The organism is Arthrobacter sp. PvP103, assembly GCF_017833075.1.
In the GTDB taxonomy this organism is placed as follows: Bacteria; Actinomycetota; Actinomycetes; order Actinomycetales; family Micrococcaceae; genus Arthrobacter.
The window spans coordinates 1,611,018-1,632,424 of record NZ_JAFIBQ010000001.1 but is presented as its reverse complement, the minus strand read 5'-3'; the positions used below and the strand labels follow the sequence as shown (position 1 = coordinate 1,632,424).

Below are 21,407 nucleotides of genomic sequence, written 5' to 3'. Positions count from 1 at the left end.
CCCGGCAAGCCGGGTCCGGACACCAAATGGCCGGGACACGGAAGGTTCCGCGCCCCGGCCATCGGGTAACGACTACTTGTCGTTGATGGTGTCCTTGACGTCCTCGGATGCGTGCTTCGCATCTGCCGTGCCCTGATCAATCTTGCCCTCGGTCTCAAGCTTGCTGTTGTTGGTCAGCTTGCCCAGTGCTTCCTTGGCCTCGCCGATTGCTTTCTCGGCAGCGTTCTTGATCTTGTCGCCCAAACCCATGTTTGTTTCCTCAATCAGTTGATCAGTCGCAGGCGGGCGGATGCCAACCGTTGCCCCTCCACCCTTAGGTGCAACCGGCCCCCGGTAGTGCCAAACACAGTTATGCGTCCACGGCGCCGCGGCCCGCGCACTGTCAAACGTTGAGGCGGCGGCGTAACCGGAACACGAGTTCGACGGCGGCGCACCCGACAAGCGCCGCCAGCAGGGCCGCGTTGCGGAGCTCGTCCGGGGGCCACGAGATGCCGAAGAAGTCTGCGATGACGGGGACGGTGAGCAGCGCGAGGAGGCCGGCATACATTGAGGCGACGATGAGGAGACGCCAGCGGTTCAGCGGCCGGGAAAGCACCACGAGCACCCAGAGTGCCACCAGGGCGAGCACCATGACCGACCCGGTTCGCACGGAATCCTCCCCGTACACGCCTGCGATCGCGGCATAGGTATTCAGTGCAACGACGGCCACGGTAATGATGAGGCCTGCGGGCACGGCAAACGTCAGGGAGCGTTTGAGGAAGCCGGGCCTGTAGAGCCGGGCGTTGGGCATGAGCGCGAGGAAGAAAGCGGGGATGCCGATGGTGAGCCCGTCGGTGGCGGAGAGCTGCCGCGGCAGGAACGGAAAGCCCCACAGCAAACCGCCGAAGACCACCGAAAGGGCAATGGCATACGCTGTCTTGGCAAGGAACAGCATCGAGACGCGCTCGATGTTGGCGATGACCCGTCTTCCCTCAGCCACGACGCCGGGAAGCCTGTCGAACCGCCCGTCCAACAACACAAGCCGGGAGACGGCCTTGGTGGCCGCGGCGGCCGTGCCCATGGCAATCCCGATGTCCGCTTCCTTCAGCGCGAGAGCATCATTGACGCCGTCCCCGGTCATGGCCACCACGTGGCCCCGGCTGCGCAGCGCAGAGACCATGGCCTTCTTTTGCGCGGGGGTAACCCGGCCGAATACCTTGTGGTCCTGCAGGACGTCCGCCATGAGTTCGGGATCTTCCGGCAGGTCGCGGGCATCGTAGCCGTCAGCGGTGTCCAGGCCCACGTCGCGGGCGACTGCCGCCACGGTCCGCGGATCGTCACCGGAGATAATGCGGAGGTCGACGCCCTGTTCCCGGAAGTAGGCGAGGGTCGTTGCGGCGTCGGGCCGTATCTTTTCGCGGAATGTCAGTATCGCGGCAGGCACCAGCACGGACGGCAGGGCTGCCTCCTCGGCTTCCCGGACTGCCATGGGCTGTCCGGCATGGGCCAGAACCAGGGTCCGGAGGCCGGACGATGCCAGCCCGGCCGCGGAGGACAGGGCCTGGACGTGTCCCGGGGTCGTGGACTCGAGGACGAGTTCCGGCGCGCCCAGCACCCAGGTGCCGGGCGCGGACCCGTCGGTGAAGCTGACGGCGCTCCATTTCCGGGACGACGCGAAGGGGACGGAGGATACCGGGCGGGGGACGCCGTCGTCCTTGTAGACGGCGGCGAGGCAGCGGGCGGTGGCGTTTGCATCGGGGTCGGCCCCGAACCAGCCCAGCGCCTCCTTCCACCCCTGCACCGGTGAGGCGCCGGCGTCGTGCATCCCGTCGAAAACGATTCGTCCTTCAGTGAGGGTGCCGGTCTTGTCCAGGCAAAGCATGTCCACCCGGGCCAGCCCTTCCACGGCTGCCAGTTCCTGGATGAGGACCTTGTCGCGCGCGAGCCGCAGCCCGCCGAGGGCGAAAGCGACGCTGGCCATAAGCACCAGGCCCAGCGGAACCATGGCGATGACACTGGCCACGGCGCCGACCGCGGCGGTCTTCCAGGAACCCGTGGCCAGCGCCTGGTTCCAGCCTCCCTGGGCTTGCATCTCCCCGTTGACAACGACAGCCATGACAGGAAGGAGGCCCCATGTGATCCAGCGCAGGACCCGGTTGAGGCCGGTGCGGATTTCCGAGTTGACCAGGGAAAAACGCTTGGCTGCCGTCGTGAGCTTGCCGGCGAAGGAGTCGTCCCCCACCCGGACAACCTGCGCCCGGCCCTGGCCGCCCACAACACTGGACCCGGCCAGCGCCTCGGACCCAGCTTCTTTGTCCACGGGGTTGGATTCACCGGTGAGCAGGGACTCGTCGATTTCCAGACCGTTGGCGGCGAACACGGTGGCGTCCGCAGGCACCTGGTCTCCGGCGAAGAGCAGGATGACGTCGTCAAGGACCACCTCGGCCGTGGGAATATCCTGGATGGCGCCGTCCCTCAGGACTCGTGCGTGCGGGGAGTTCAGCACCGCAAGCCGGTCCAGCGACTTCTTGGCCCGGTACTCCTGGACCACCCCGATGACGGCGTTTCCGACGGCGGCGAAGCCAAAGAGGGCGTCCTGCCACTGGCCCAAGGCCAGGAGCAGCACGAAGCTGCCGGCCACAATCGCATTGAAAAGTGTCAGGACGTTCGCACGGAAGATGTCCCACAGGCTGCGGCTTGACGCGTTGGAAACCAGGTTGGTCAGGCCCCCGCGGACACGTTCGGAGACGTCCGCACTGGACAGGCCGTTCCCGCGCCACCTGTCCTTGCCAAACCGGTGGGTGCGTTGCCCCGTCACCATGTGTGTTGCTCCCTTAGGCGTGCGCCGTTCGTAGTCCTTAGTGTGGCACGCCGACCGGGCTCGTGGCCCGCCCCGGAGCGGACGACGGATGTGGCCCGTGAATGCGCGGGAACGGTAGCATCGTGACCATGCCCGGAGTTCTTGACATTGCAGGCCCCATCCTGGAAGTGCTGACCTGGATTTGCCTGCCTGCCGGCCTCATTCTTCTGGTGGTGGTGGAGACGATGAGGCGGTTCGAGGATCAGTGGACCCAGTCGGAGGGCGTGGTCTACTCCGACGAGAGCGGCGTGGGGTTCCGCTGGTACGACCACCATCACGAGGTCCACAACGCGCCCATGTCCCCGTATGACATCCGGCATATGGCCCCGGGGGACGCCGTCACCATCCACTACGCGGTGAAGACGCCCACCCGCTGGCGGACCAGTGCCCCGGAGGTGCGCGGAGAAGCGGCCGGAGTCCTCGGCTGGATCCTGAGCGGCATCGGTGCAGCGGCCATGGTTGCCGGGTTCCTGCTGCCGATGTTCTGAGTAGTTACAAGGCGGCCCTGACGGACGGCCAGGTTTTGAGGATCTCGAGCACGCCCGGATCGCGCTCAGCCAGGATGGCCTCCGCGTAGGACTCTTCCAGCAGGCCATCGACGGAAACCCTGGTTCCTGTAGCGGCGCTGAGAACGGCGGCCTCCACCATTGCCAGGCTCATGATGTTCCGGTGAACCTGACCCATGGGGGTGCCGCCCGTGCGGAGTGCTGCCACGAAGTCCCGGAGAGAGCCGGCGATCTCCTGGCCGGGGTCGGCGCCCGGCGCCGATCCGGCCGGTTTGGCCGATTCCACGGTGGGTTCGTTGTCGCCGTCCCACAGCACAGCGCCGTGCTCGCCGCTGATCCGCCACGAAGCGTTCCACGACGTCTCCTGCCCGGGGCTGCACCAGCTGCCGGTGAAGACGAAGCGTTCCCCGCCGGTCATTTCGAAGATGGCGCTGGCCCCGGCATCGCCGCGGTACCAGCTCCATGACGGGTTGTACTCCTCGCAGAAAACCGACACCGGATCGGCGTCGAGCAGGAACCGGGCCATGTCGAACTGGTGAATGGCCATGTCCAACAGCAGCGGGTGGTCCATGGCGTCGCGGAAACCGCCGAAATGCGGGGCTTTGAAGAACTCGGCCGACACGATCCCGATGCTCCCCAGCGATGACGCCAGCCGTTTCGCCTCGAAGAGCTGCCGGTTGTAGCGCCGCGACTGGCTGACCATAAACAGCTGGCCGGACAGTTGGGCGGCGGCCGCGAGGGAGAGGCCCTGTGACACGGTGGAGGCAACCGGCTTCTCGCCCAGGACCGGCAGGCCGGCGGCCAGCGCCTCGGCGGTGACCGGGTGGTGCGCGGCAGGAACTGTCACGTTGATGACGGCCCGGGCGCCGACGTCGGCCGCCAGTGCTGCAGTGCCGGTGCCGACCGGAAGGTCCGGGCGCCCGATGGCGGCGGCTGCCGCGCGGGCGGCATTCAGGTCGAGGTCAACGATGCCGGCCAGTTCCACCTGGGGCGACTGCTGGACCGTGTTTAGCCAGGCGCGGCCCATGCCGCCGGCACCGACGACGATGACGCGCAGGGGAGATCCGTCGTCGGGAATAGTGGCGAAGTCCGTGCTCACGCGTTGGCCCCCTGGTAGCTCTTGCCGTTGAAGAAGTCGTTCGTTTCGTAGCGCAGCAGTTCGGGGTAGGCGCGTTCGGGGCGGTCGGTGACGGCCCACTCGACGGCGTTGGCGATGACGCGCCGGACGTCCTTGTGGTGGTAGACGGGGTAGTCCTGGTCGCCGGGGCTAAAGAAGAAGATCTTGCCGTGGCCGCGGCGGAAGGTGCAGCCGGAACGGAACACCTCGCCGCCGCTGAAGGAGCTGATGAACACGAGTTCCTCAGGGGTGGGGATGTCGAAGAACTCGCCGTACATTTCCTGCTGGTCGATCACGATGGGATGCGGTACGCCCCTGGTAATCGGGTGGGTGGGGTCCACGGTCCAGACAAGTTCGCGGTCCTGTTCGGAACGCCAGCGCAGGGTGCAGGAGGTGCCCATGAGCTTGGTGAAGATCTTGGACCAGTGGCCGGAGTGCAGGACGATCAGGCCCATGCCGGAAAGGACATGGCGGTGCACGCGCTCCACGATCTCGTCTTCAACGTCGCCGTGCGACATGTGCCCCCACCAGGTCAGGACGTCGGTGTTGGCCAGGACCTCTTCGCTAAGGCCGTGTTGGGGTTCGTCGAGAGTGGCGGTGCGGACACTGACCTTGGCGCCGAGGTTCTCCTCGATTCCCGCCTTGACGGCGCCGTGCATGCCGTCGGGATAGAGGCGGGCCACGAGTTCGTCGCGCTTTTCGTGGCGGTTCTCGCTCCAGACGGTGACGCGGACGGGCTTGGTGTCAGTCATGATGTTCTCCTCGTAAGTGTTGTTGAAGACGGCCTATTTGACCGCGCCGCCGGTTGTGCCTGCGGCGATGTATTTCTGGGCGGCGACCAGCAGGATGATGGCAGGGATGGATGCGAGCACGGCCGTGGCCATCACCGAACTCCAGTCGTTCACGTAGGCGCCGATGTACTGGAAGATTCCCAGCGTTACGGGCCGGACAGCTTCGGTGGTGGTCAGGGTCAGGGCGAACAGGAAGTCGCTCCAGGCGAACAGGAACGTGAACAGTCCGGCGGTGATGAGCGAGTTCCGGCTCAGCGGCAGCACGATGGACCAGAACGCCCGGATGTGCCCGGCGCCATCCACCCGGGCCGCCTCGATCACCGATGCCGGCATGCCGTTCATGAAGGCCCGGATGATCAGGATTGCGAACGGGATGCCGTGCGCCGAGTCCGCCAGGATGAGGCCCGGGATGGAGTTGAGCAGGCCGAGGTCGTTGTAGGCGGTGTAGAGGGCGTTGGCCACTACGATTCCGGGGATCATCTGGCTGATCAGGATGGCGAACAGCACGATGCCGGCGCCGCGGACCTTGAAGTAGGCCAGGGCGTAGGCTGCCGGAGCGGCGATGGCCAGACTCAGCGCCACGCTGCCGAGCGAAATGACCAGGCTGGTGCCCAGGTTTCCGCCCTGTTCGCTGATGGCGGTGGCGTAGCCGGTGAAATCCGGTTTCAGCGGCAGCCAGGATGTTTCCAGGGTGGTGCCGTTCGGCTGCAGCGAGGCGTTGACCATCCAGTAGACCGGAAACAGCATGACCGCCAGGAAGAAAATGGCGAGCGCCGTGGCGCCCCAGTTCTTGCGATCCGGGGTCGGCCCGGTACTGCGGCCGGCCGCCTTGCGTCCGCCGGGCCGGTGACCGCCGGCGCGGGAGGTGATTGTTGTCGTCGTCATGGTTTCCTCACTCATCAACGGCTCGCCGGCTGGCACGGAGATACAGGACCGCGAACACCAGCGAAATGATCACCAGGATGTTGCCCAGCGCGGCGCCCTCGCCGAACTTGAACTCCTGGAAGGAGAGCGCGTAGGACTGCGTGGCGATCGTCTGTGTCGAGTTGGCCGGTCCGCCGTTTGTTAGCCCAAGGATGATGTCCAGGACCTTGAGCGTGTAGACGACGCCGAGCACCAGGACCACACTCACTACCGGCCGGAGCATGGGCCACGTAATGTGCCGGAATGCTTTCCAGCCCGTGGCACCGTCCAAGGAGCCTGCCTCATACAGCTCGTCGGGGATCTCCTGCAGGCCCCCGTAGAGGATAGTCAGGTTGAACGGGATGCCGATCCAGATGTTCACGCCGACGACGGCGATCAGGGCCAGCGACGTGCTGGTTAGCCACGGCACCCCGGTGTCCACGATGTTCAGGTCACCCAGGAAGCGGTTCAGTGCACCGCTGTCCTTGTCCAGGATCCACCGCCACACGGCGCTGGAGACAATCAGCGGCAGCAGCCAGGGGAGCAGGAGCAGGCTCCGGAGGATCCCGTTGAGCGGGAACTTTTGCTGGAAGAAGATCGCCAGCGCCAGACCGATCACGAACTGGCCCAGGATGGACCCTACGGTGAACAGTGCGGTGTTGAGCAACGCGGTGGAAAACAACGACGACGACAGCACCGTCACGTAGTTGGCCAGCCCCACCCACGGGGCCTCGCCGGTGAAGAACGTGGCGGTTGTGTAGTCCTGGAAACTCATGACGACGTTCTTGACCACGGGGTAGCCGAAGAAGAGTGCCATGTAGACCACCGCGGGCACCAGGAACAGCCACTGGAAGAGGCGCTCCCGCCGCTGGCGGCTGCGTCGGCGCGGCGCCGCAAAGGTATCCTTCCTTCCGGCGCCGCCGGACTGCCGGCCGCCGGCCCTCCATCCGCCCGGCTTTCCCTTGGATGCCTTTCCATTGGGAGGTGTCGCCTGCGATAAATCAGTTGTCAGTGACATGGCCGCTGCCTACTGTCCCTGCGCTTGCTTCAGGGCCTCGGACGGGGTCGCCTTCCCGGTGAGGGCCGTCTGGATGGCGGTGTAGATCTTGGTGGCCTGCGCGGGCCATTCCTCACCCAGCTGTCCCGTGCGGGCGCGGGCGGTTTTCACAAGTTCGGTGAACGTGGCGAGTTTTGGGTTTTCTTCGGCAAACTTGGCTGCCAGGGTCGTTTTGGACGGGATAGTGTTCCGGACCTTGGCCATGGCCAGCTGGTTTTCGTCGCTGTTGAGGCAGGAAACCACCTCTGCGGCCTTGGCCTGCCCGGGCCTTGTTCCCGGTCTGCGGAACAGTCCAGACTTCTCCGCCGAGCGGGGCAACAACGGTCTGCCCGGCCTCCCTGACGGGTATCTTCACCACGCCGTACTGCAGGGAGGCCTGCTTGTCGAGGGAGGGGATCTGCCACGGTCCGTTGACCATCATGGCGGCCTTGCCGGCCAGGAACTGGTCCTTGACATCGGCCTGCGTCCAGTTCAGGGCGGAGGAGGACACCGAGCCGTCCTTCACCAGGTCGGTCCAGAGCTGCAGGGCCTGTGCCGTTTCCTCCGTGTCGATGTTCTTTTCGTTGCCGCCGTTGGACCACATGACCGGCAGGAACTGCCAGGTGCCTTCATAAGTGGGGTTGGCATTGAACGCCAGCCCGTATTGGTCCCCGGACGTCAGCTTGGCGGCGGCCGCTTCCAGCTCGTCCCACGTGGCCGGCGGGGTCACTCCGGCCTTCGTCAGGATGTCCTTGTTGTAGAAGAGGGCGATGGTATTGACAGTGGGGGCCAGCCCGTAGACCTTGTCCTTGTACGTGCCCGCACTGAGCACGCCGGGGGCGAAGTCGGCGGTGCTGATGTTGAAATCGGCCAGGGGAGCCAGGGCGCCCGTGGCCGCAATCTGCTGCAGGTCCGGGTTGTCCAGCATCAGCACGTCCGGCAAGGTCTTGGATGAGGACTGCTGAAGGACCTTGGAGATCAGGGATTTACCGGGCACCGTTTCCCGCTTGATGGTGACGCCGGCCTTGGTGCCGCAGGCGGTGAGGGCGTCGCCGATGAAGGTCTTGTCAGGTTCATTGTTGTAGTAGTCCATGACGGAGATCTCCGAGACTGACTCCGTGGATGATGATGAGGCGGCGGTACCGCAGCCGGAGAGCATGACCGGCAGCCCGATGAGGGCGGTGACGGCAACGGCGAGAGGACGGCTCTTGGTGAATGCTGACTTCATTGTCTGTTCCTTGGGTTGTTGGGCTGAGTCATCGATGCGTATCGACGATGGACAAAATGAATACTTCGGGCAGGGGGTGCGAGTGGTGTTAGGCGCCGTGGGGTGGACGGAGCGTGCTGGAACGGTGCGTGATGACCGTGGGCACCAACTCCAGGGATTCGTGTGGTCCCTGGGAATCGGCGTCGAGAAGCTGGCAGATGATTTTCACCGCCCGGCGGGAGACCTCCGCGGGGCGCAGGTCGATGGTGGAGAGCGGGACGGGCTGGAGTTCGGCCAGAGTGGGTGAGGCGCTGCCAATAACCGAGACATCCACCCCGGGAGTCAGTCCCCTGGACGCGAGGGTCCGGCGCAGGATGTCCTGCACCGTGCCGTCCGGTGCGATGAAAGCCGGTACACCCGTGGTCCGAGCAAGGGCCCGGTCCACGGAAGCGGAAATGGTGTCCCGGTCCGCGCCGCCGGGCAGGTGCTGCACGGTGACGCCGAGGGTTCGTGCCGCGCTGTCCGTGCCAAGCATGAACCGGTCCACGTAATTCACATGGCGTTCCACCACTTCAGGCTGCCAGTCGATGACGGAAATGACGGAATGCCCCGCTGCGGCGAGGTCCCGGACGCATTGTTCGCCTGCCATTTCGAAGTCCGCGTCGATACAGACGAGGCCGGACGGGTCGCGGGGGATGCCGATAAGAACCACCGGTACGTTCAGCGTCCGCGCCACGGGAAGGCGCTCATCCTCGCCCTCGACCTGCATCAGGATGAGGCCGTCGCAGATCTGCTGTCCGACGACGCGGCGGAGCCCGGCGGCTCCTTCATCCTCAGTGACCAGCAGGATGTCGTGGTCGTATTGCCGGGCTGTGGAGGCGATGACGGAGACGAACTCCATGATGGAAGCCATATGCAGTTCGGGAATGAAGGGGATCACAAGCCCGATGACCCGGGTCTTGCGGCTGGCAAGCGCCCGCGCCCCGGCGTTGGGCTGGTAGGTCAGCTGCTCAATTGCCGCTTCGACCTTTCTTCGGGTTTTCTCGGAGATGGGCCGCTTGCCGCTCAGGACGTAGGAGACAGTGCTTTGGGCGACGCCGGCGGCTTCCGCAACGTCTTTGCTGGTTGGCACTCGTCTCCACCTCCTTTGTTCCTGGCACTCTTTGGGTCCCGAGCCTACCGGTTCCGGGCCGCGCCGGCACTGGGTAAATGCACGTTGTCGATGCGTATCGTCGATGCGTATCGAGAAGAGTATGGCACGCATCACATTCGTGCGCAATGCTTATTTCGGTCCACAGCCCCGGCCGAAGCTGAACGGCGCCGGTTACAGCTCGAAGTGCGTCCTCGTTGGTCCCTGGCCCAAGGAATCCACAATGGCCGTTGCCACGCCGTGCAGTTTGACGTTCCGTGCACTTGAGGCCGCCTTCAGGAGTTCGAAGGCTTCCTCCTGGCTGCAGCGGTTCTGGGCCATGATGATCCCGATGGCGACGTCGATCGCGGTGCGGGACTCCAGCGTTGCCTTGAGGTTGGCCGCCGTATCGCTGAAGTGGGCGAAGCGCACGGCCAGCCGGAGGGCCATGGACGTCTGGCTGACAAAATCCTCGGCGAGCTCCAGGACCTTGCCCTCGAAACGGCCGGGGCGGTGGGAATAGAGGTTCAGCGCCGCGCGGGTGTCGCCCTCAAGCTGGAAGGGCACGGCGAGGATGGACCGGACTCCGTGCCCCAGGACTGTGGTGGAGTACGTCGGCCAGCGTTCGTGGGCTTCAAGGTCCTTGATGTGCACCGTCACCTGGTCGCGGGAAGCGGTCATGCACGGGCCGTCACCGAAGGCGTACTGGATTTCATCCATAGCTTGTGCTTCCGGGCTGCTGCTGGCCACGGTGGCCGCTTTCCGGTGCCGGAGCAGGGTGATCCCGCACAGGACGGCGTCCCCCGGTTCGGAGAGGCTGCGCGCGGAGACGCGCGCGAGTTCGTGGAGGAATTGCTCGACATCCGAGCTGTTCAACACCAATTCGTTCAGGTGCTGGCTGATGGACGTTGCGGTGTTTGCGGTCGACTCGCTGGCCACGATGTTCTTGCTGCCGTTTCGTTCAGGTCAAAACGAACCGGCAACGCGGCCGCCCACCTTGTCGGTCGCAAGGCGGGTAGCAGGCAGAGAACCGGATCGTAGAACTATCCAACGGCTCTCTGCTAAACCGTACCGGGAAATTATATACATCACTCGCCTGGCTCCGGACCCGTGTGACAAGGCCCACCCCCGGTCCTGCGCGCACCGCGGACGAGGCCGTTGATGCCTGCCGAATCCGGGCCGAAAGTCCCTCGCAACCGGCCGCCACCTGCCGGATAGTTGGAGAAAAGCGGCCGCAGTCCGTCCCTCCACGCCGAGCTTCCTACGCCGGCTCACCGGACCCGCCTGGCGGCCTTGAGCCACGAGGCGAACGGCTGGCCATGAGCATTTTCGAGGACAGGGTAGAAGCGGGACGGCGGCTGGGGCAGCGGCTCGAATACCTTCGCGGCCAGAACATCGTAGTTCTGGGGCTGCCCCGGGGCGGCGTTCCGGTGGCGTTCGAGGTGGCCACGGCGCTGGATGCACCCCTGGACGTGATCGTGGTGCGGAAGCTGGGAGTTCCGTTCCAGCCTGAGCTGGCCATGGGAGCCATAGGCGAGGGCGGTGCCCGGGTCCTGGACAAGCACATCATTTCCCGCGTGGGCGTGACGCAGGCAGAGCTTGACGCCGTTGAAGACCGGGAGCGCGCCCTGCTCGAGACGCGGGTGGCCCGGTTCAGGAAAGGGCGGACCCGTGCGGATCTGAGGGGATGCACCGCGGTGATCGTCGACGACGGCATCGCCACCGGCTCCACGGCCCGCGTTGCGTGCCACATCGCCCGGCAACTGGGCGCCGCCAGGGTGATCCTGGCGGTTCCGGTGGCACCGGCGGACACGCTGGCGGACCTCACGGAACCGGATGAAGTGGTCTGCCTGGCCACGCCGCGCCAGTTCACCGCCGTCGGATATCACTACCGTGACTTCTCGCCGACTGACGACGCCGAAGTCGTGCTGCTGCTCGACGCGGCAGCCAAGCGGCTGCACAGCGCCCAGGCCGTAGCCAACGGGACTGCCGTCGACGAGGATGTCCAGATCGAAGCGGGAGCGGCGCGGCTCCAGGGGCACCTCTACGTGCCGGTGGAGGGCGCCGCCGTCGTCGTGTTCGCCCACGGCAGCGGCAGCAGCAGGCACAGTCCCCGGAACCGTTTTGTGGCGTCGTTCCTCCAGCGGGCGGGACTGGGAACCTTGCTGCTGGACCTGCTCACCCCGGCCGAGGAACTTAATCGGGCCAATGTGTTCGACATCGGGCTGCTTGCCGGCCGACTGACGGGGGCAACGGAATGGCTCGCCGGACGGCCGGAGACCGCCCGGAGCAGGGTGGGGTACTTCGGTGCAAGCACGGGGGCCGGGGCCGCTTTGTGGGCTGCGGCGGAACCCGGCGCCCGTATTGGCGCCGTGGTGTCGCGGGGCGGCCGTCCGGATCTCGCCGGTGACAGGCTCTCAGCCGTCCGTGCCCCCACGCTCCTCATAGTGGGCGGGGCGGACCGGGAGGTCCTGGAACTGAACCGCTGGGCCCAGGCACTGTTGCGCTGTCCCAGCCAGCTGTCCGTGGTCCCGGGGGCCACGCATCTTTTCGAGGAACCCGGCACGTTGTCGGAAGCCGCGGCGCTGGCCAGGGACTGGTTCCTCCGCTACCTTCAGCCGGGCGGGGACGGGGCCGGCGACTGATCCAACCGCTTGTCCCGCAATATCTCCTCATACAATGAGATGTGATCGGCCACCATCCGGCCCACGCTGAAGCGCAGCTCGGCGGCCCGGCGGCAGGCAGCCCGGTCCAGGCCAGGGGCCAAGGTCAGGGCCTCGGCGAGGTCGTCGATGCCGGTCCGGAGATAACCGGTGACGCCGTCGTCCACTATTTCAGGGGCCGCACCGGAACCGGTGCCTACCACCGGGGTGCCCGTTGCCAGTGCCTCGATCATCACCAGGCCGAACGGTTCGGGCCACTGGATCGGGTTGAGGAATGCCGCTGCACCGCCCATGAGCTGATATTTTTCCGCGACATTGAGTTCTCCGAGGAACTCCACCTCCGGCCCAAGGAGCGGGGCAACCTGGCTGTCGAAGTATTCCTGTTCCTCCCGGCCTTGGATCCGGGCGGACAGCAGAAGCCTGAACCCGGCCTGCCGCGCGATGAGGATGGCCTCCCGCGGCCCTTTGTCCGGGCTCATCCGCCCGAGGAACGCCGCGTAGCCGCCGGTGCCGTCTCCCACCGGCACGGCATCAACGTCGATTCCGTGATGGATCACCCGGGCGATCCGCACACCCCCGGCATCCGCCGCCTGCCGGTGCGAAATGGCCACCATGGCCACATCCGGCCCCATCAGCCGGTAGAGGTCGCCAAGGCGCGAGCTGAACGGCCCGTGGTTGGTGGTGACCACGGGAAGCGAGGCCGGGCGGTAGCGGAAAAAGGGACCGGCCACCGTGTGGTCGTGGACGAGGTCCACGTCCGTCAGGGCGGCATAGGCCAAGGCCACATGGTAAAGCTCGGCACCAGCGGACCAGGTGGCCGACGAACCGAAGCTGGGCTCCGGCATGTCCGGAACAAGGGGAACCGGGCAGGTGCTTCCCGCCGGGGCGGCCAGCAGCACGTCATGACCGGCGGCTACGAGTCCGCGGGCCAGCCCGTCAACCACCACTTCGGTGCCGCCATAACGGGGCGGCGGGACCTGCAGCCAAGGGGGAGCGATCAGTCCGATACGCACGTTGGATCATCTCCTCGCACCCGGGGACGCCGCAGTTTGCCGCTCGATCAGATTCCCAGCCGTGCAGGTGGATGCCCAGTGCCTTTAGTCCCGTTACGCTGTCTATTGAGCCCCTGTGTCGGTCTTGGTACTGTGTTGGTATCAGTCTGGGGTTGATGCAATAGAACTCGGTGAAGCAGTCCGCCGTGTGTGTCTCACTGCTGTGGGGAGTCGCATGAGCCCGGACCTTCCGGTAGTCACCATATATCGGTCAAACAAAATTCTTCTTAGTCGCCCGAGCGGCGCACCTTTTACTGCGCCTGCCGTTGGACTGGCCGACGGCCTCTTCCGTGGTCCTTGCCTTCGGGGGCGCCATGTGGCGTGAACCGATCCGCCGGCGCACCGAGGACCTGTTGCGCGACTTCGTGGCCCGGGCAGATGAATTGGTGCGCGCCCAGGACCAGATGCAGGGCCTGCTGGGTGCCGTGGTTTCGCTCACCGAAGACCTCAGCCTCGAAGCCGTCCTGGACCGTGTGGTGCAGTCAGCCTGCGAGCTGGTGGGCGCGCGCTACGGCGCGCTGGGCGTGATCGACGGCGACCAAGAGCTGGGGCACTTCATCACGGTGGGAATCGACGACGACGGCGTCCGCCTGATCGGCGACCTTCCTACGGGACGCGGGGTACTGGGGCATCTGATCCGCCAGCCCGAAGCGCTGAGGCTGGAGGATCTGGGCGCAGACGAAATGGCCAGCGGGTTCCCGCCCAACCACCCGGACATGAAGACATTCCTTGGGGTGCCGGTCAGGGTCCGCGGTTCCGTCTTTGGGAACCTCTACCTGACGGAGAAGCTCGACGGCGGCCCGTTCACCGCAGAGGACCAGGAGCTCGCTTCCGCGTTGGCGGCGGCTGCCGGCGTCGCAATCGAAAATGCCCGCCTGTACGAGGACACCCGACGCCGGCAACGTTGGCTGGAGGCCGGGCTGGAGGTCAGTGACCAGCTGAGTTCGGCGATGTTCCCCGGCGAAACCGACAACCTGGACCTCGTGGCCGAGCGGGCACTGACTGTCTCGGATTCGATCCTCGCCGTGATTGCCTACCCTGACGCCGACGGCATGCAACGGTGCCGCACCATGGTGGGGGTCCAGTCCCTTCCTGCCGGCCAGGAGCTGCCTGCGTCCAAGGTCATCGCCGACGTCCTGGAAACCGGGCTTTCCGCCCTCGTCAGGGACCCGTACGAGGTCTTTGGGCCGGGTACGGACGAGAAACTCGGCCCCCTGCTGGTGGCTGCCCTGGGACGGAAGAGCGGTGAACGCGGCCTGCTGATCCTGGCGCGTCCCCCGGGAGGTCCGTTGTACCTCCAATCGGACATCCAGTCCTGCGCCGTTTTCGGCTCCCGGGTGGGCCTGGCGCTCGGGCTGGCCAGGGCGCGGCGGCGGCGGGAAGAGCAGTTGCTGTCCACGGACCGCGACAGGATCGCGCGGGACCTGCACGATCTGGTGATCCAGCGGCTCTTCGGTGCTGGGCTGAGCATGCAGAGCCTGCGTCGCTATGTCCCGGACCCTGTGGCCCAGGAACGTATCTCTGCGGTGACAGCCGAATTGGACAGCACCATCCATGAGCTCAGGGACACCATTTACTCAATGCGGACCGGCCACGGCCTGAAGGAGCCGCTCACCGGCCTCATCATGCGGACCATTCACGAGGGGATCCGGAACTCCGACTTTTCCCCCAAGGTCCAGCTGACGGGACCGGTGGACGAAGCGGTGCCCGATGCCGTCGTCGAGCAGTTGCTGCCGGTGCTGTCCGAGGGACTGAGCAACGCCGTCCGGCACTCCGGGGCGGACGAAATCGAGATTTCGCTGACCGCCCGGCCCGACGGCGTGGAACTTCGGATTGCGGACAACGGCTGCGGGTTCGAAAATCCCGACCGCATCAGCGGCATCGCAAACATGAAGCACCGGGCCAGGGCACTGGGCGGCGAGTGCTCCATCACGAGCAGCCCCGGGCACGGCACCCGACTGACATGGACCGCACCGTCGAGATGAACTGGCTGCGTCAGCGCCCTAGTCCACCGGCCACTAGCCGCGCAGTTCGAAGCCCAGCTTGGCCAGGATGCCGGCAACCTGTATCGTCACCGCAGTCCGCGCGAAGCGCGTCTCCTCGCTGATCTGGCTGTTGGTCAGGCCCTCCGCCATGAGGGCCAAAACCCTCAGTTCCTGTGAGCTGAGCCCGCGGTTCGCCTGCGCCTTGTACAGGCTCTCCATTACCTTGCGCTCGGTGCCGGGCTCCAGCAATGACTCGCCGGTGGCCACCCGGCGGATTCCCTCAACCAGCGCGGTTCCGGGTAACTGCCGGAGCACGTAGCCGGCTGCTCCCGCCAGCACGGCGCTGCTGAGTGCATGGTCGTCGTCGTAACTGCTCAGGAGCAGGCACCGGACGCCGGGATTGTCCGCGAGAATTTCCCGGCACACTTCGATGCCGGTGCCATCCGGCAGATGGGCTCCGATCACCACGAGGTCGGGACACAGTTCCGGGATCCGGCGGCTTGCTTCGGAGGCGGATCCGCTCTCGCCAACCACCGTGAAGTGAGCTTCTTCCAGCAGCTCGCGGAGTCCTGTCCGGACCAGCGCATGGCTGTCCAGGATGTATACGCGCGTTCCCCCAACAACGGTGTTGTCGATTGCTGGGTCAGTGGCCACCGTGAGCATCACCCAGTCCCGGCTTCATCTGATCCGGCACGGCACGGCCCGTGTGCCGGCTGCCGCTCCGGCGGTTATGGAATGCGTAGTACAGCAGGCACACGCCGGCTATCAGCGGCACCACGGCGGTGAGGTACTCCATGGTGCGGAAATTCACGGCCGACTGGATGGCGAAGGACAGCCCAAGAACGGCCAGCACAGCCGCCGGGATTAATGGCCACTTCATCCTCTCCGGCGTGAGGGTCAGCGCTGCAAAGGTCGCAGCGAACCCCAGGAACAGCACCGCGGCCACGGGTGTGCCGTCCAGGCCCGGCGGCAATGCCACCACCAGTGCAAGGGTGAGCAGGACGCCGCAAGGAATCAGCGCCCACCAGTTGGCCCGCTCCCGGAGGTACACGGCAGCGAAGCCGGCGGAGATGAAGAGGAAGAACAGCGAACCTGGCCAATCGCCCGCCACCCCGGGCCACAGCTGTGTGGTGGCGACCACCGCGGCAAGCCCAAGGAGGACAAAGCCCGGGATGGCTGCCCACCAATTGGCGCGGCTTCTGGAAAACACTGCCAGGAAGGCGGCGCCGGAGGCGCCAAAGATGAAGGGCCACACCAGCAGTGCGGTGTCGAGGATGCGCAGGGCGTCCAACAATAAGAGGATTCCGGCCAGCAGGAGGACCACGCCTGCGATGATGCTCGCCGTTGTTGCTTTCATGACGATGCTCCCGGGACTTGGCGCGCGGGGCGTGCCGCGCTGATGCATTCAGGTTATGGCTTGGGTACGAACCGTGATCAGGGCACAAAGTCACTGAACGCCCAGGGGCCTGCCACGGGGATGCCCGGCTTCACCCGGACGTGGGACCCGGTTCCGGTTCGGCAACCTTCGAGTCCTGGCCCACCACGAGGACCGGGCAGTGTGCGTGCGCGGCGCAGGCTCCGCTGACGGATCCCATGACCTGGGTCAGGAACCCGCCTTCCCCTCGCCGGCCCACCACCAGCAGCTGCGCATCGCGGCTTTCATCGACCAGGGTCTTTGCCGGCGGACCGAACTTCACGGTGCGGGACAGCCGCGCCGGAGGTTCTGCCCCAAAGGCCCTTTCCACGGCCTGGTCCACCAGGCGCTTGGCTGTCTCTTCGAGTTCCTCCATGCTGGGGACCCGCCCGGCAGGCATGTGCGAAGCGAGGTAGAAATCAGAGGTGCCCAGGCATGTGATGATCTCCAGCGGGGCGTTGAGGCTTCGGGCCATTCGTCCGGCGAGCTGCAAGGCAGCCGTGGAGAATTCGGAACCGTCCACACCCACCACAATGCGTTCTTCAGTGTTCATGGGTTCCAGCGTGCGCCGCCCGGCACCCCTTGCCTAGGGTCCAAAGTCACCGGGGTTCCGCCATGACTTTCGGCTCTATTGACTTAACCGTCCGAGGGGCGATCCTTAATATCAATCCGGTTCGGAGGTCAATGATGCCGCTTTCTGAACATGAAAAGGACATCCTCAGGCAGATGGAGCAGTCGCTTCACGAGGACGATCCGCAATTCGCCGCGCGCATGGAGGGCCAGTCCTGGTCGCTGATGCGGCGGATCGTCCTTGGTGCCCTGTGCGTGGTCTGCGGATTCCTTGCAGTGATCGCCGGCGCCGCCTTGCAGATTGTCTACCTGGGCGTCGCCGGGTTCGCCGCGATGGTGGCCGGCGGCTATTACGCATCCCTGGGCATCAGCCCGAGCAGGCTTCCTTTCGGCCGGCCGAGCCTTGGTTTACCGGGCCAGTCGCAGCACATCTGACAGCCATCCCGGATGACTTCACCTAGCCAGGTGGCCGCCGCCTTCAGCATCATCACGAACACCCTCCCGCTGCTGTTCCGGCTTGGCTGAAGGCCGCCGGCAGGCAGGGGCGTTCCTTCCTAGGACTCAGAGGGCCATGCTGAAAGGCTGCATCCGTACCGCTGCGCCTCTAGGGTGGAATGACGACGGCGGCGGCGCACGGTCGCGGATGACCGCCGGCCGCCAACTACCCAGAGGAGTTCCTGATGAGAGTTGCTGTAACCGGAGGAAGCGGAAAACTGGGCAGGAGCGTGGTCCGCAGGCTCACCGAGGACGGCCATGACGTCCTGAACCTGGACCGCACGGGCACCCGGGACCGCGGTTTCACCGAGGTTGACCTGCGCAATTACGGGCAGGTCCTGGACGTCATCCTGGGCCTCGATGACCGCCACGAGGGCTTCGACGCGATCGTGCACCTGGGGGCCATCCCGGCTCCGGGCCTCGCGCCGGATGCGGCCACGTTCGAGAACAACATTCTCGCCACCTACAACGTCTTCCAGGCCGCACGCCGGGCCGGAATCAAGAAGGTGGTGTACGCCTCCAGCGAGACGGTGCTGGGGCTGCCGTTCGACGTCGATCCTCCCTACATCCCGGTGGATGAGGAATACCCGGCCAGGCCTGAAAGCACTTACTCGCTGGTGAAGCACCTGGAGGAGCAGATGGCCATCCAGCTGACCCGCTGGGACCCGGAACTGAGCATCACCGGCCTGCGGTTCTCCAACGTGATGGACCCTGAGGACTATGAGGCTTTTCCCTCCTTCGACTCCGACGCCTCCCTGCGGAAGTGGAACCTCTGGGGGTACATCGACGGGCGCGACGGCGCGCAGGCCGTGGCCCGCGCGTTGGAGAACGGCAAGCCCGGATTCGAGGCGTTCATCATTGCCAACGAAGACACCGTCATGAGCCGGTCCAGCGCCAGCCTCGCAGCGGAAGTCTTTCCGGACGTCAAGGTGGTCAAGGAGCTCGGCGAACACGAGACCATGCTTTCCATCGACAAGGCCAAGCGCCTCCTGGGGTTTGCCCCGGAGCACACATGGCGGACGTACCACTCGAACCGCACCACGCCCACCGAGGACTGAGGAGAACCATGCAATACCGCACACTAGGCAACAGCGGCGCCGTCGTTTCCAATTACGCGCTGGGCACCATGACCTTTGGCGCAGAGGCCACCGAGGAAACATCCTTCGCCATTCTTGACGACTACCTTGCAGCAGGTGGCAACTTCATCGATACTGCGGACGTCTACAGCCAGGGCGTCTCGGAAGAGATCATCGGCCGCTGGCTGGCCGCCCGTCCCGACGTCAGGGACCGCGCCGTTCTGGCCACCAAGGGACGCTTCCCCATGGGGCAGGCCCCGAACGACCTCGGAACCTCCCGCCGCCACCTCACCCGGGCGCTGGACGACTCGCTGCGCCGTCTCGGCGTCGAACAGATCGACCTGTACCAGATGCACGCGTGGGACCCCATTACGCCCCTGGAGGAGACGCTGCGCTTCCTGCATGACTCCGTCAGCAGCGGCAAGATCGCCTACTACGGGTTCTCCAACTTCCTGGGCTGGCAGCTGACCAAGGCGGTGCACCTGGCCAAGGCCCATGGCTGGAGCGCGCCGGTAACACTGCAGCCGCAGTACAGCCTGCTGGTCCGGGAGATCGAATCAGAGATTGTTCCTGCGTCACTGGACGCGGGGATCGGGCTGCTGCCGTGGTCCCCCCTTGGCGGAGGCTGGCTCTCCGGCAAATACAAGCGCGATGAGGCTCCGGCCGGCGCGACCCGGCTGGGCGAGAACCCCAAGCGCGGCATGGAAGCCTGGCAGGCCCGCAACGACGATCCCCGCACCTGGGAGGTCATCGGAACGGTCGAGAAGATCGCGGCGGACCACGGAGTGAGCGCATCCCAGGTGGCACTGGCCTGGCTGGCGGACCGGCCGGCGGTTACGTCCGTGATCCTCGGCGCCCGCACCACGGAGCAGCTGGCGGACAACCTCGCAGCCGCGGACCTGGAGCTGACGGAGGAGGAGACCCGGCGGCTGACCGAGGCCAGCCAGCCACGGGTGGGCGTGTACCCGTACGGTCCCATGGCCCAGGAGCAACGCAACCGGAAGATTGAGGGCGGCCGGTAGCCGGCGCACAAGCAACTGACAAGGGAGGCCGACGGCGGCAGGAGGCTGCCGCCGTCGGCCTCCCTTACTTGTCACCGACCGACGCCAAAGCGAGAGCGGTTCCCTTAGCTAAGCGGTAGAACCTCGTAGCCGTCGGTCTTGGACACCAGCTGTCGGCCGTGGTTGCCGTCGAAGCGCAGCCACATCACTGAGGAATCATGGGTGGCGTCTTCCACCTCCCCGGTGCGGACTATCCGGCCGTCGAGCCGCAGCTCCACCCGGCTGCCAATCAACTGCTGCCAGGTTGAGGTTGGGTCAGGTGCGGGGGCGGTCATCCGGGGTCCTCTTCTGTGAGCGCTAACAGTTATGGAATGCTATCCATCAAGAGGGTGTGAAGCAAATCACACTCACTGCGTGGAAGTCGGGCGCGTGCGCTGGGGCCGGGAACGCCTCTCGATTCGGAGGCCGCCGCGTTGCCGACGCTGGGATCAACCCTCCAGGTCAGACCTCGACGAGGAACTGCGTGTGGGCGTACCGGACGCCGTTGATCTGGAGCTCCAGGGCGTGGCTGCCCGGATGGTGCACCCGGGTGGTCATCTGGCGGAACGCATGGCGTTTGGACACTGTCCGGGTTTCGCCGGGATTCAGGGTCAGGGCCGCCAGTTTGAAGACCTTCTCCGTTTGTGAGCCGTTTGCCTTCATGTAGTGCACGATGTAATCAACCGCGAGCCTGGCCGGATCGGCACCCGTGTTGGAGATCTCGAATTCGAAGGCGAGGTCCGCCGGCAGGGCCACGGTGTGCCGGTCCAGCCTCGGCGGGGATACCGAGAGGGACGCGGGAGCGAACCCCTGCAGGGCCAGTGCGCCCGGGTGGGCCTTCTTGACGAGGGTGCGGAGTCCATGCCGGACCACCCACGGAGTATTGGCGTCCGGCGCTGCAGTCCAGCCGGCAGCTGCGGCCAGCACCGCCTCGGGAGAATGGCGTGCCAGGTCGTTGAGGTGATTGGCCACTGAACGCCGGACGTACTCGTGCGGATCCCGGTAGAGCGCGTCCAGGATGGGAATCGTGGCCTCCGGGCGCTGGACCAGGCCGGGAATCCGGACCGCCCACGGGAGATACGGTCGGGTGCCTTCGCTGGCGAGGCGGCGCACATGCTGGTCAGGGTGGGCGGTCCAGGTCAGGACGACGGCGAGTGCACGGTCCAGGTCGGCGGCCAGCATCCGCCGGATGGCGAATTCCCCGGTCAGCCGCGGAGTCAGTTCGGCCAGAAGCTGGAGGCAGTCTTCAAAATCCGCGGACCGGGTCGAATTCAAGGCCAGCGTTACCGCTGTTTCCGTAACCGGCCAGAGCGTCCAGCCGGTGAAGCCAGGATCCAGGAGGGCGCTCCGGAAGACGCGCGCCGCCGTCGAATAGTCCGCCGGACTGGCGGCAGCGGCAAAGTCGGCGAGCAGTCCCCGGCTCACATGATCGGTGCGTTCGCGCAGGCTCAGGTTCCCCAGGGAAGACCCTGCGTCGCCGAGGTTGGACCAGCAAGCGCCGGGGGCGGCGTCCGCGAGGACCCGAACCAGCCGGCCGACGGTGGCCTGGTCAATCAGTTCGTTCATGGCACCCATGCAGTCAGG

General features: G+C 65.9%; 20 protein-coding genes and 1 pseudogene. 6 read left to right on the top strand and 15 right to left on the bottom strand.

The genetic code is table 11. The annotated features are described in order from the left end of the window. Positions 1–72 precede the first annotated feature (72 nt). Together JOE41_RS07525 and JOE41_RS07520 are read right to left on the bottom strand one after the other, a co-directional pair. On the bottom strand, positions 73–249 hold the full coding sequence (locus JOE41_RS07525) for a CsbD family protein (RefSeq protein ID WP_209751783.1): 177 nt from the start codon (positions 247–249) through the stop codon (positions 73–75). 133 nt (positions 250–382) lie between these two features. After that, complete coding sequence (locus JOE41_RS07520) at positions 383–2,800, bottom strand: HAD-IC family P-type ATPase (protein WP_011693296.1); 2,418 nt, start codon at positions 2,798–2,800, stop codon at positions 383–385. A gap of 128 nt (positions 2,801–2,928) precedes the next feature. On the opposite strand from JOE41_RS07520, the gene JOE41_RS07515 reads away from it, so the two are divergent. After that, positions 2,929–3,327 (top strand): hypothetical protein, encoded by a 399-nt coding sequence (locus JOE41_RS07515; RefSeq protein WP_043431040.1) that lies wholly within the window; start codon positions 2,929–2,931, stop codon positions 3,325–3,327. 4 nt (positions 3,328–3,331) lie between these two features. Here the strand turns inward: JOE41_RS07515 and JOE41_RS07510 are convergent, their stop codons facing one another. From JOE41_RS07510 to JOE41_RS07480, 7 genes and pseudogenes are all read right to left on the bottom strand, one after another. Then, the gene (locus tag JOE41_RS07510; protein WP_209751781.1) at positions 3,332–4,444 is read right to left on the bottom strand and encodes a Gfo/Idh/MocA family protein; all 1,113 of its coding nucleotides are present in this window, start codon (positions 4,442–4,444) and stop codon (positions 3,332–3,334) included. After that, positions 4,441–5,214: a ThuA domain-containing protein gene (locus JOE41_RS07505; RefSeq protein WP_011693293.1), complete on the bottom strand. Its 774-nt coding sequence runs from the start codon at positions 5,212–5,214 to the stop codon at positions 4,441–4,443. The genes JOE41_RS07510 and JOE41_RS07505 overlap by 4 nt, the downstream gene beginning before the upstream one ends. 33 nt (positions 5,215–5,247) lie before the next feature. After that, the gene (locus tag JOE41_RS07500; RefSeq protein ID WP_011693292.1) at positions 5,248–6,138 is read right to left on the bottom strand and encodes a carbohydrate ABC transporter permease; all 891 of its coding nucleotides are present in this window, start codon (positions 6,136–6,138) and stop codon (positions 5,248–5,250) included. 7 nt (positions 6,139–6,145) lie between these two features. Continuing rightward, positions 6,146–7,174, bottom strand: a complete 1,029-nt coding sequence (locus JOE41_RS07495; protein WP_011693291.1) for a carbohydrate ABC transporter permease — start codon at positions 7,172–7,174, stop codon at positions 6,146–6,148. A gap of 9 nt (positions 7,175–7,183) precedes the next feature. Continuing rightward, positions 7,184–8,420, bottom strand: a pseudogene (locus tag JOE41_RS07490) (extracellular solute-binding protein). 88 nt (positions 8,421–8,508) lie between these two features. After that, entirely contained in the window at positions 8,509–9,531 is a 1,023-nt protein-coding gene (locus JOE41_RS07485) for a LacI family DNA-binding transcriptional regulator (protein ID WP_011693289.1), read from the bottom strand. Between the two features lie 192 nt (positions 9,532–9,723). After that, entirely contained in the window at positions 9,724–10,467 is a 744-nt protein-coding gene (locus JOE41_RS07480; RefSeq protein WP_011693288.1) for a GAF and ANTAR domain-containing protein, read from the bottom strand. Positions 10,468–10,847: 380 nt separating this feature from the next. Between JOE41_RS07480 and JOE41_RS07475 the strand changes: the two genes are divergently transcribed. Continuing rightward, positions 10,848–12,173: a phosphoribosyltransferase gene (locus tag JOE41_RS07475; protein ID WP_209751779.1), complete on the top strand. Its 1,326-nt coding sequence runs from the start codon at positions 10,848–10,850 to the stop codon at positions 12,171–12,173. Here the strand turns inward: JOE41_RS07475 and JOE41_RS07470 are convergent. Then, positions 12,143–13,204, bottom strand: a complete 1,062-nt coding sequence (locus JOE41_RS07470; RefSeq protein WP_011693286.1) for a glycosyltransferase family 4 protein — start codon at positions 13,202–13,204, stop codon at positions 12,143–12,145. The two genes, JOE41_RS07475 and JOE41_RS07470, sit on opposite strands and share 31 nt — an antisense overlap. A gap of 353 nt (positions 13,205–13,557) precedes the next feature. Here JOE41_RS07470 and JOE41_RS07465 point away from each other — a divergent pair, with 353 nt between their 5' ends. Continuing rightward, the gene (locus JOE41_RS07465; RefSeq protein ID WP_209751777.1) at positions 13,558–15,228 is read left to right on the top strand and encodes a GAF domain-containing sensor histidine kinase; all 1,671 of its coding nucleotides are present in this window, start codon (positions 13,558–13,560) and stop codon (positions 15,226–15,228) included. A 33-nt stretch (positions 15,229–15,261) separates the two neighbouring features. Here the strand turns inward: JOE41_RS07465 and JOE41_RS07460 are convergent, their stop codons facing one another. From JOE41_RS07460 to JOE41_RS07450, 3 genes are all read right to left on the bottom strand, one after another. Next, positions 15,262–15,891 (bottom strand): response regulator transcription factor, encoded by a 630-nt coding sequence (locus JOE41_RS07460; protein ID WP_209751775.1) that lies wholly within the window; start codon positions 15,889–15,891, stop codon positions 15,262–15,264. Continuing rightward, a complete protein-coding gene (locus JOE41_RS07455; protein WP_209751772.1) occupies positions 15,872–16,585 on the bottom strand; it encodes a hypothetical protein in 714 nt (237 codons plus the stop codon). The genes JOE41_RS07460 and JOE41_RS07455 overlap by 20 nt, the downstream gene beginning before the upstream one ends. Before the next feature lie 130 nt (positions 16,586–16,715). Continuing rightward, entirely contained in the window at positions 16,716–17,195 is a 480-nt protein-coding gene (locus tag JOE41_RS07450; RefSeq protein WP_011693282.1) for a universal stress protein, read from the bottom strand. A 131-nt stretch (positions 17,196–17,326) separates the two neighbouring features. Between JOE41_RS07450 and JOE41_RS07445 the strand changes: the two genes are divergently transcribed. The 3 genes from JOE41_RS07445 to JOE41_RS07435 all read left to right on the top strand — a co-directional run bounded on the left by JOE41_RS07445 (position 17,327) and on the right by JOE41_RS07435 (position 19,805). Next, entirely contained in the window at positions 17,327–17,647 is a 321-nt protein-coding gene (locus tag JOE41_RS07445) for a DUF3040 domain-containing protein (protein WP_198011521.1), read from the top strand. A 245-nt stretch (positions 17,648–17,892) separates the two neighbouring features. Continuing rightward, on the top strand, positions 17,893–18,765 hold the full coding sequence (locus JOE41_RS07440; protein WP_011693279.1) for an NAD(P)-dependent oxidoreductase: 873 nt from the start codon (positions 17,893–17,895) through the stop codon (positions 18,763–18,765). Positions 18,766–18,773: 8 nt separating this feature from the next. Beyond that, complete coding sequence (locus JOE41_RS07435; protein WP_209751770.1) at positions 18,774–19,805, top strand: aldo/keto reductase; 1,032 nt, start codon at positions 18,774–18,776, stop codon at positions 19,803–19,805. 104 nt (positions 19,806–19,909) lie between these two features. Here the strand turns inward: JOE41_RS07435 and JOE41_RS07430 are convergent, their stop codons facing one another. Continuing rightward, a complete protein-coding gene (locus tag JOE41_RS07430; protein ID WP_043430028.1) occupies positions 19,910–20,119 on the bottom strand; it encodes a hypothetical protein in 210 nt (69 codons plus the stop codon). Between the two features lie 166 nt (positions 20,120–20,285). Beyond that, positions 20,286–21,398, bottom strand: a complete 1,113-nt coding sequence (locus JOE41_RS07425; RefSeq protein ID WP_209751768.1) for a DNA alkylation repair protein — start codon at positions 21,396–21,398, stop codon at positions 20,286–20,288. Positions 21,399–21,407 lie beyond the last annotated feature (9 nt).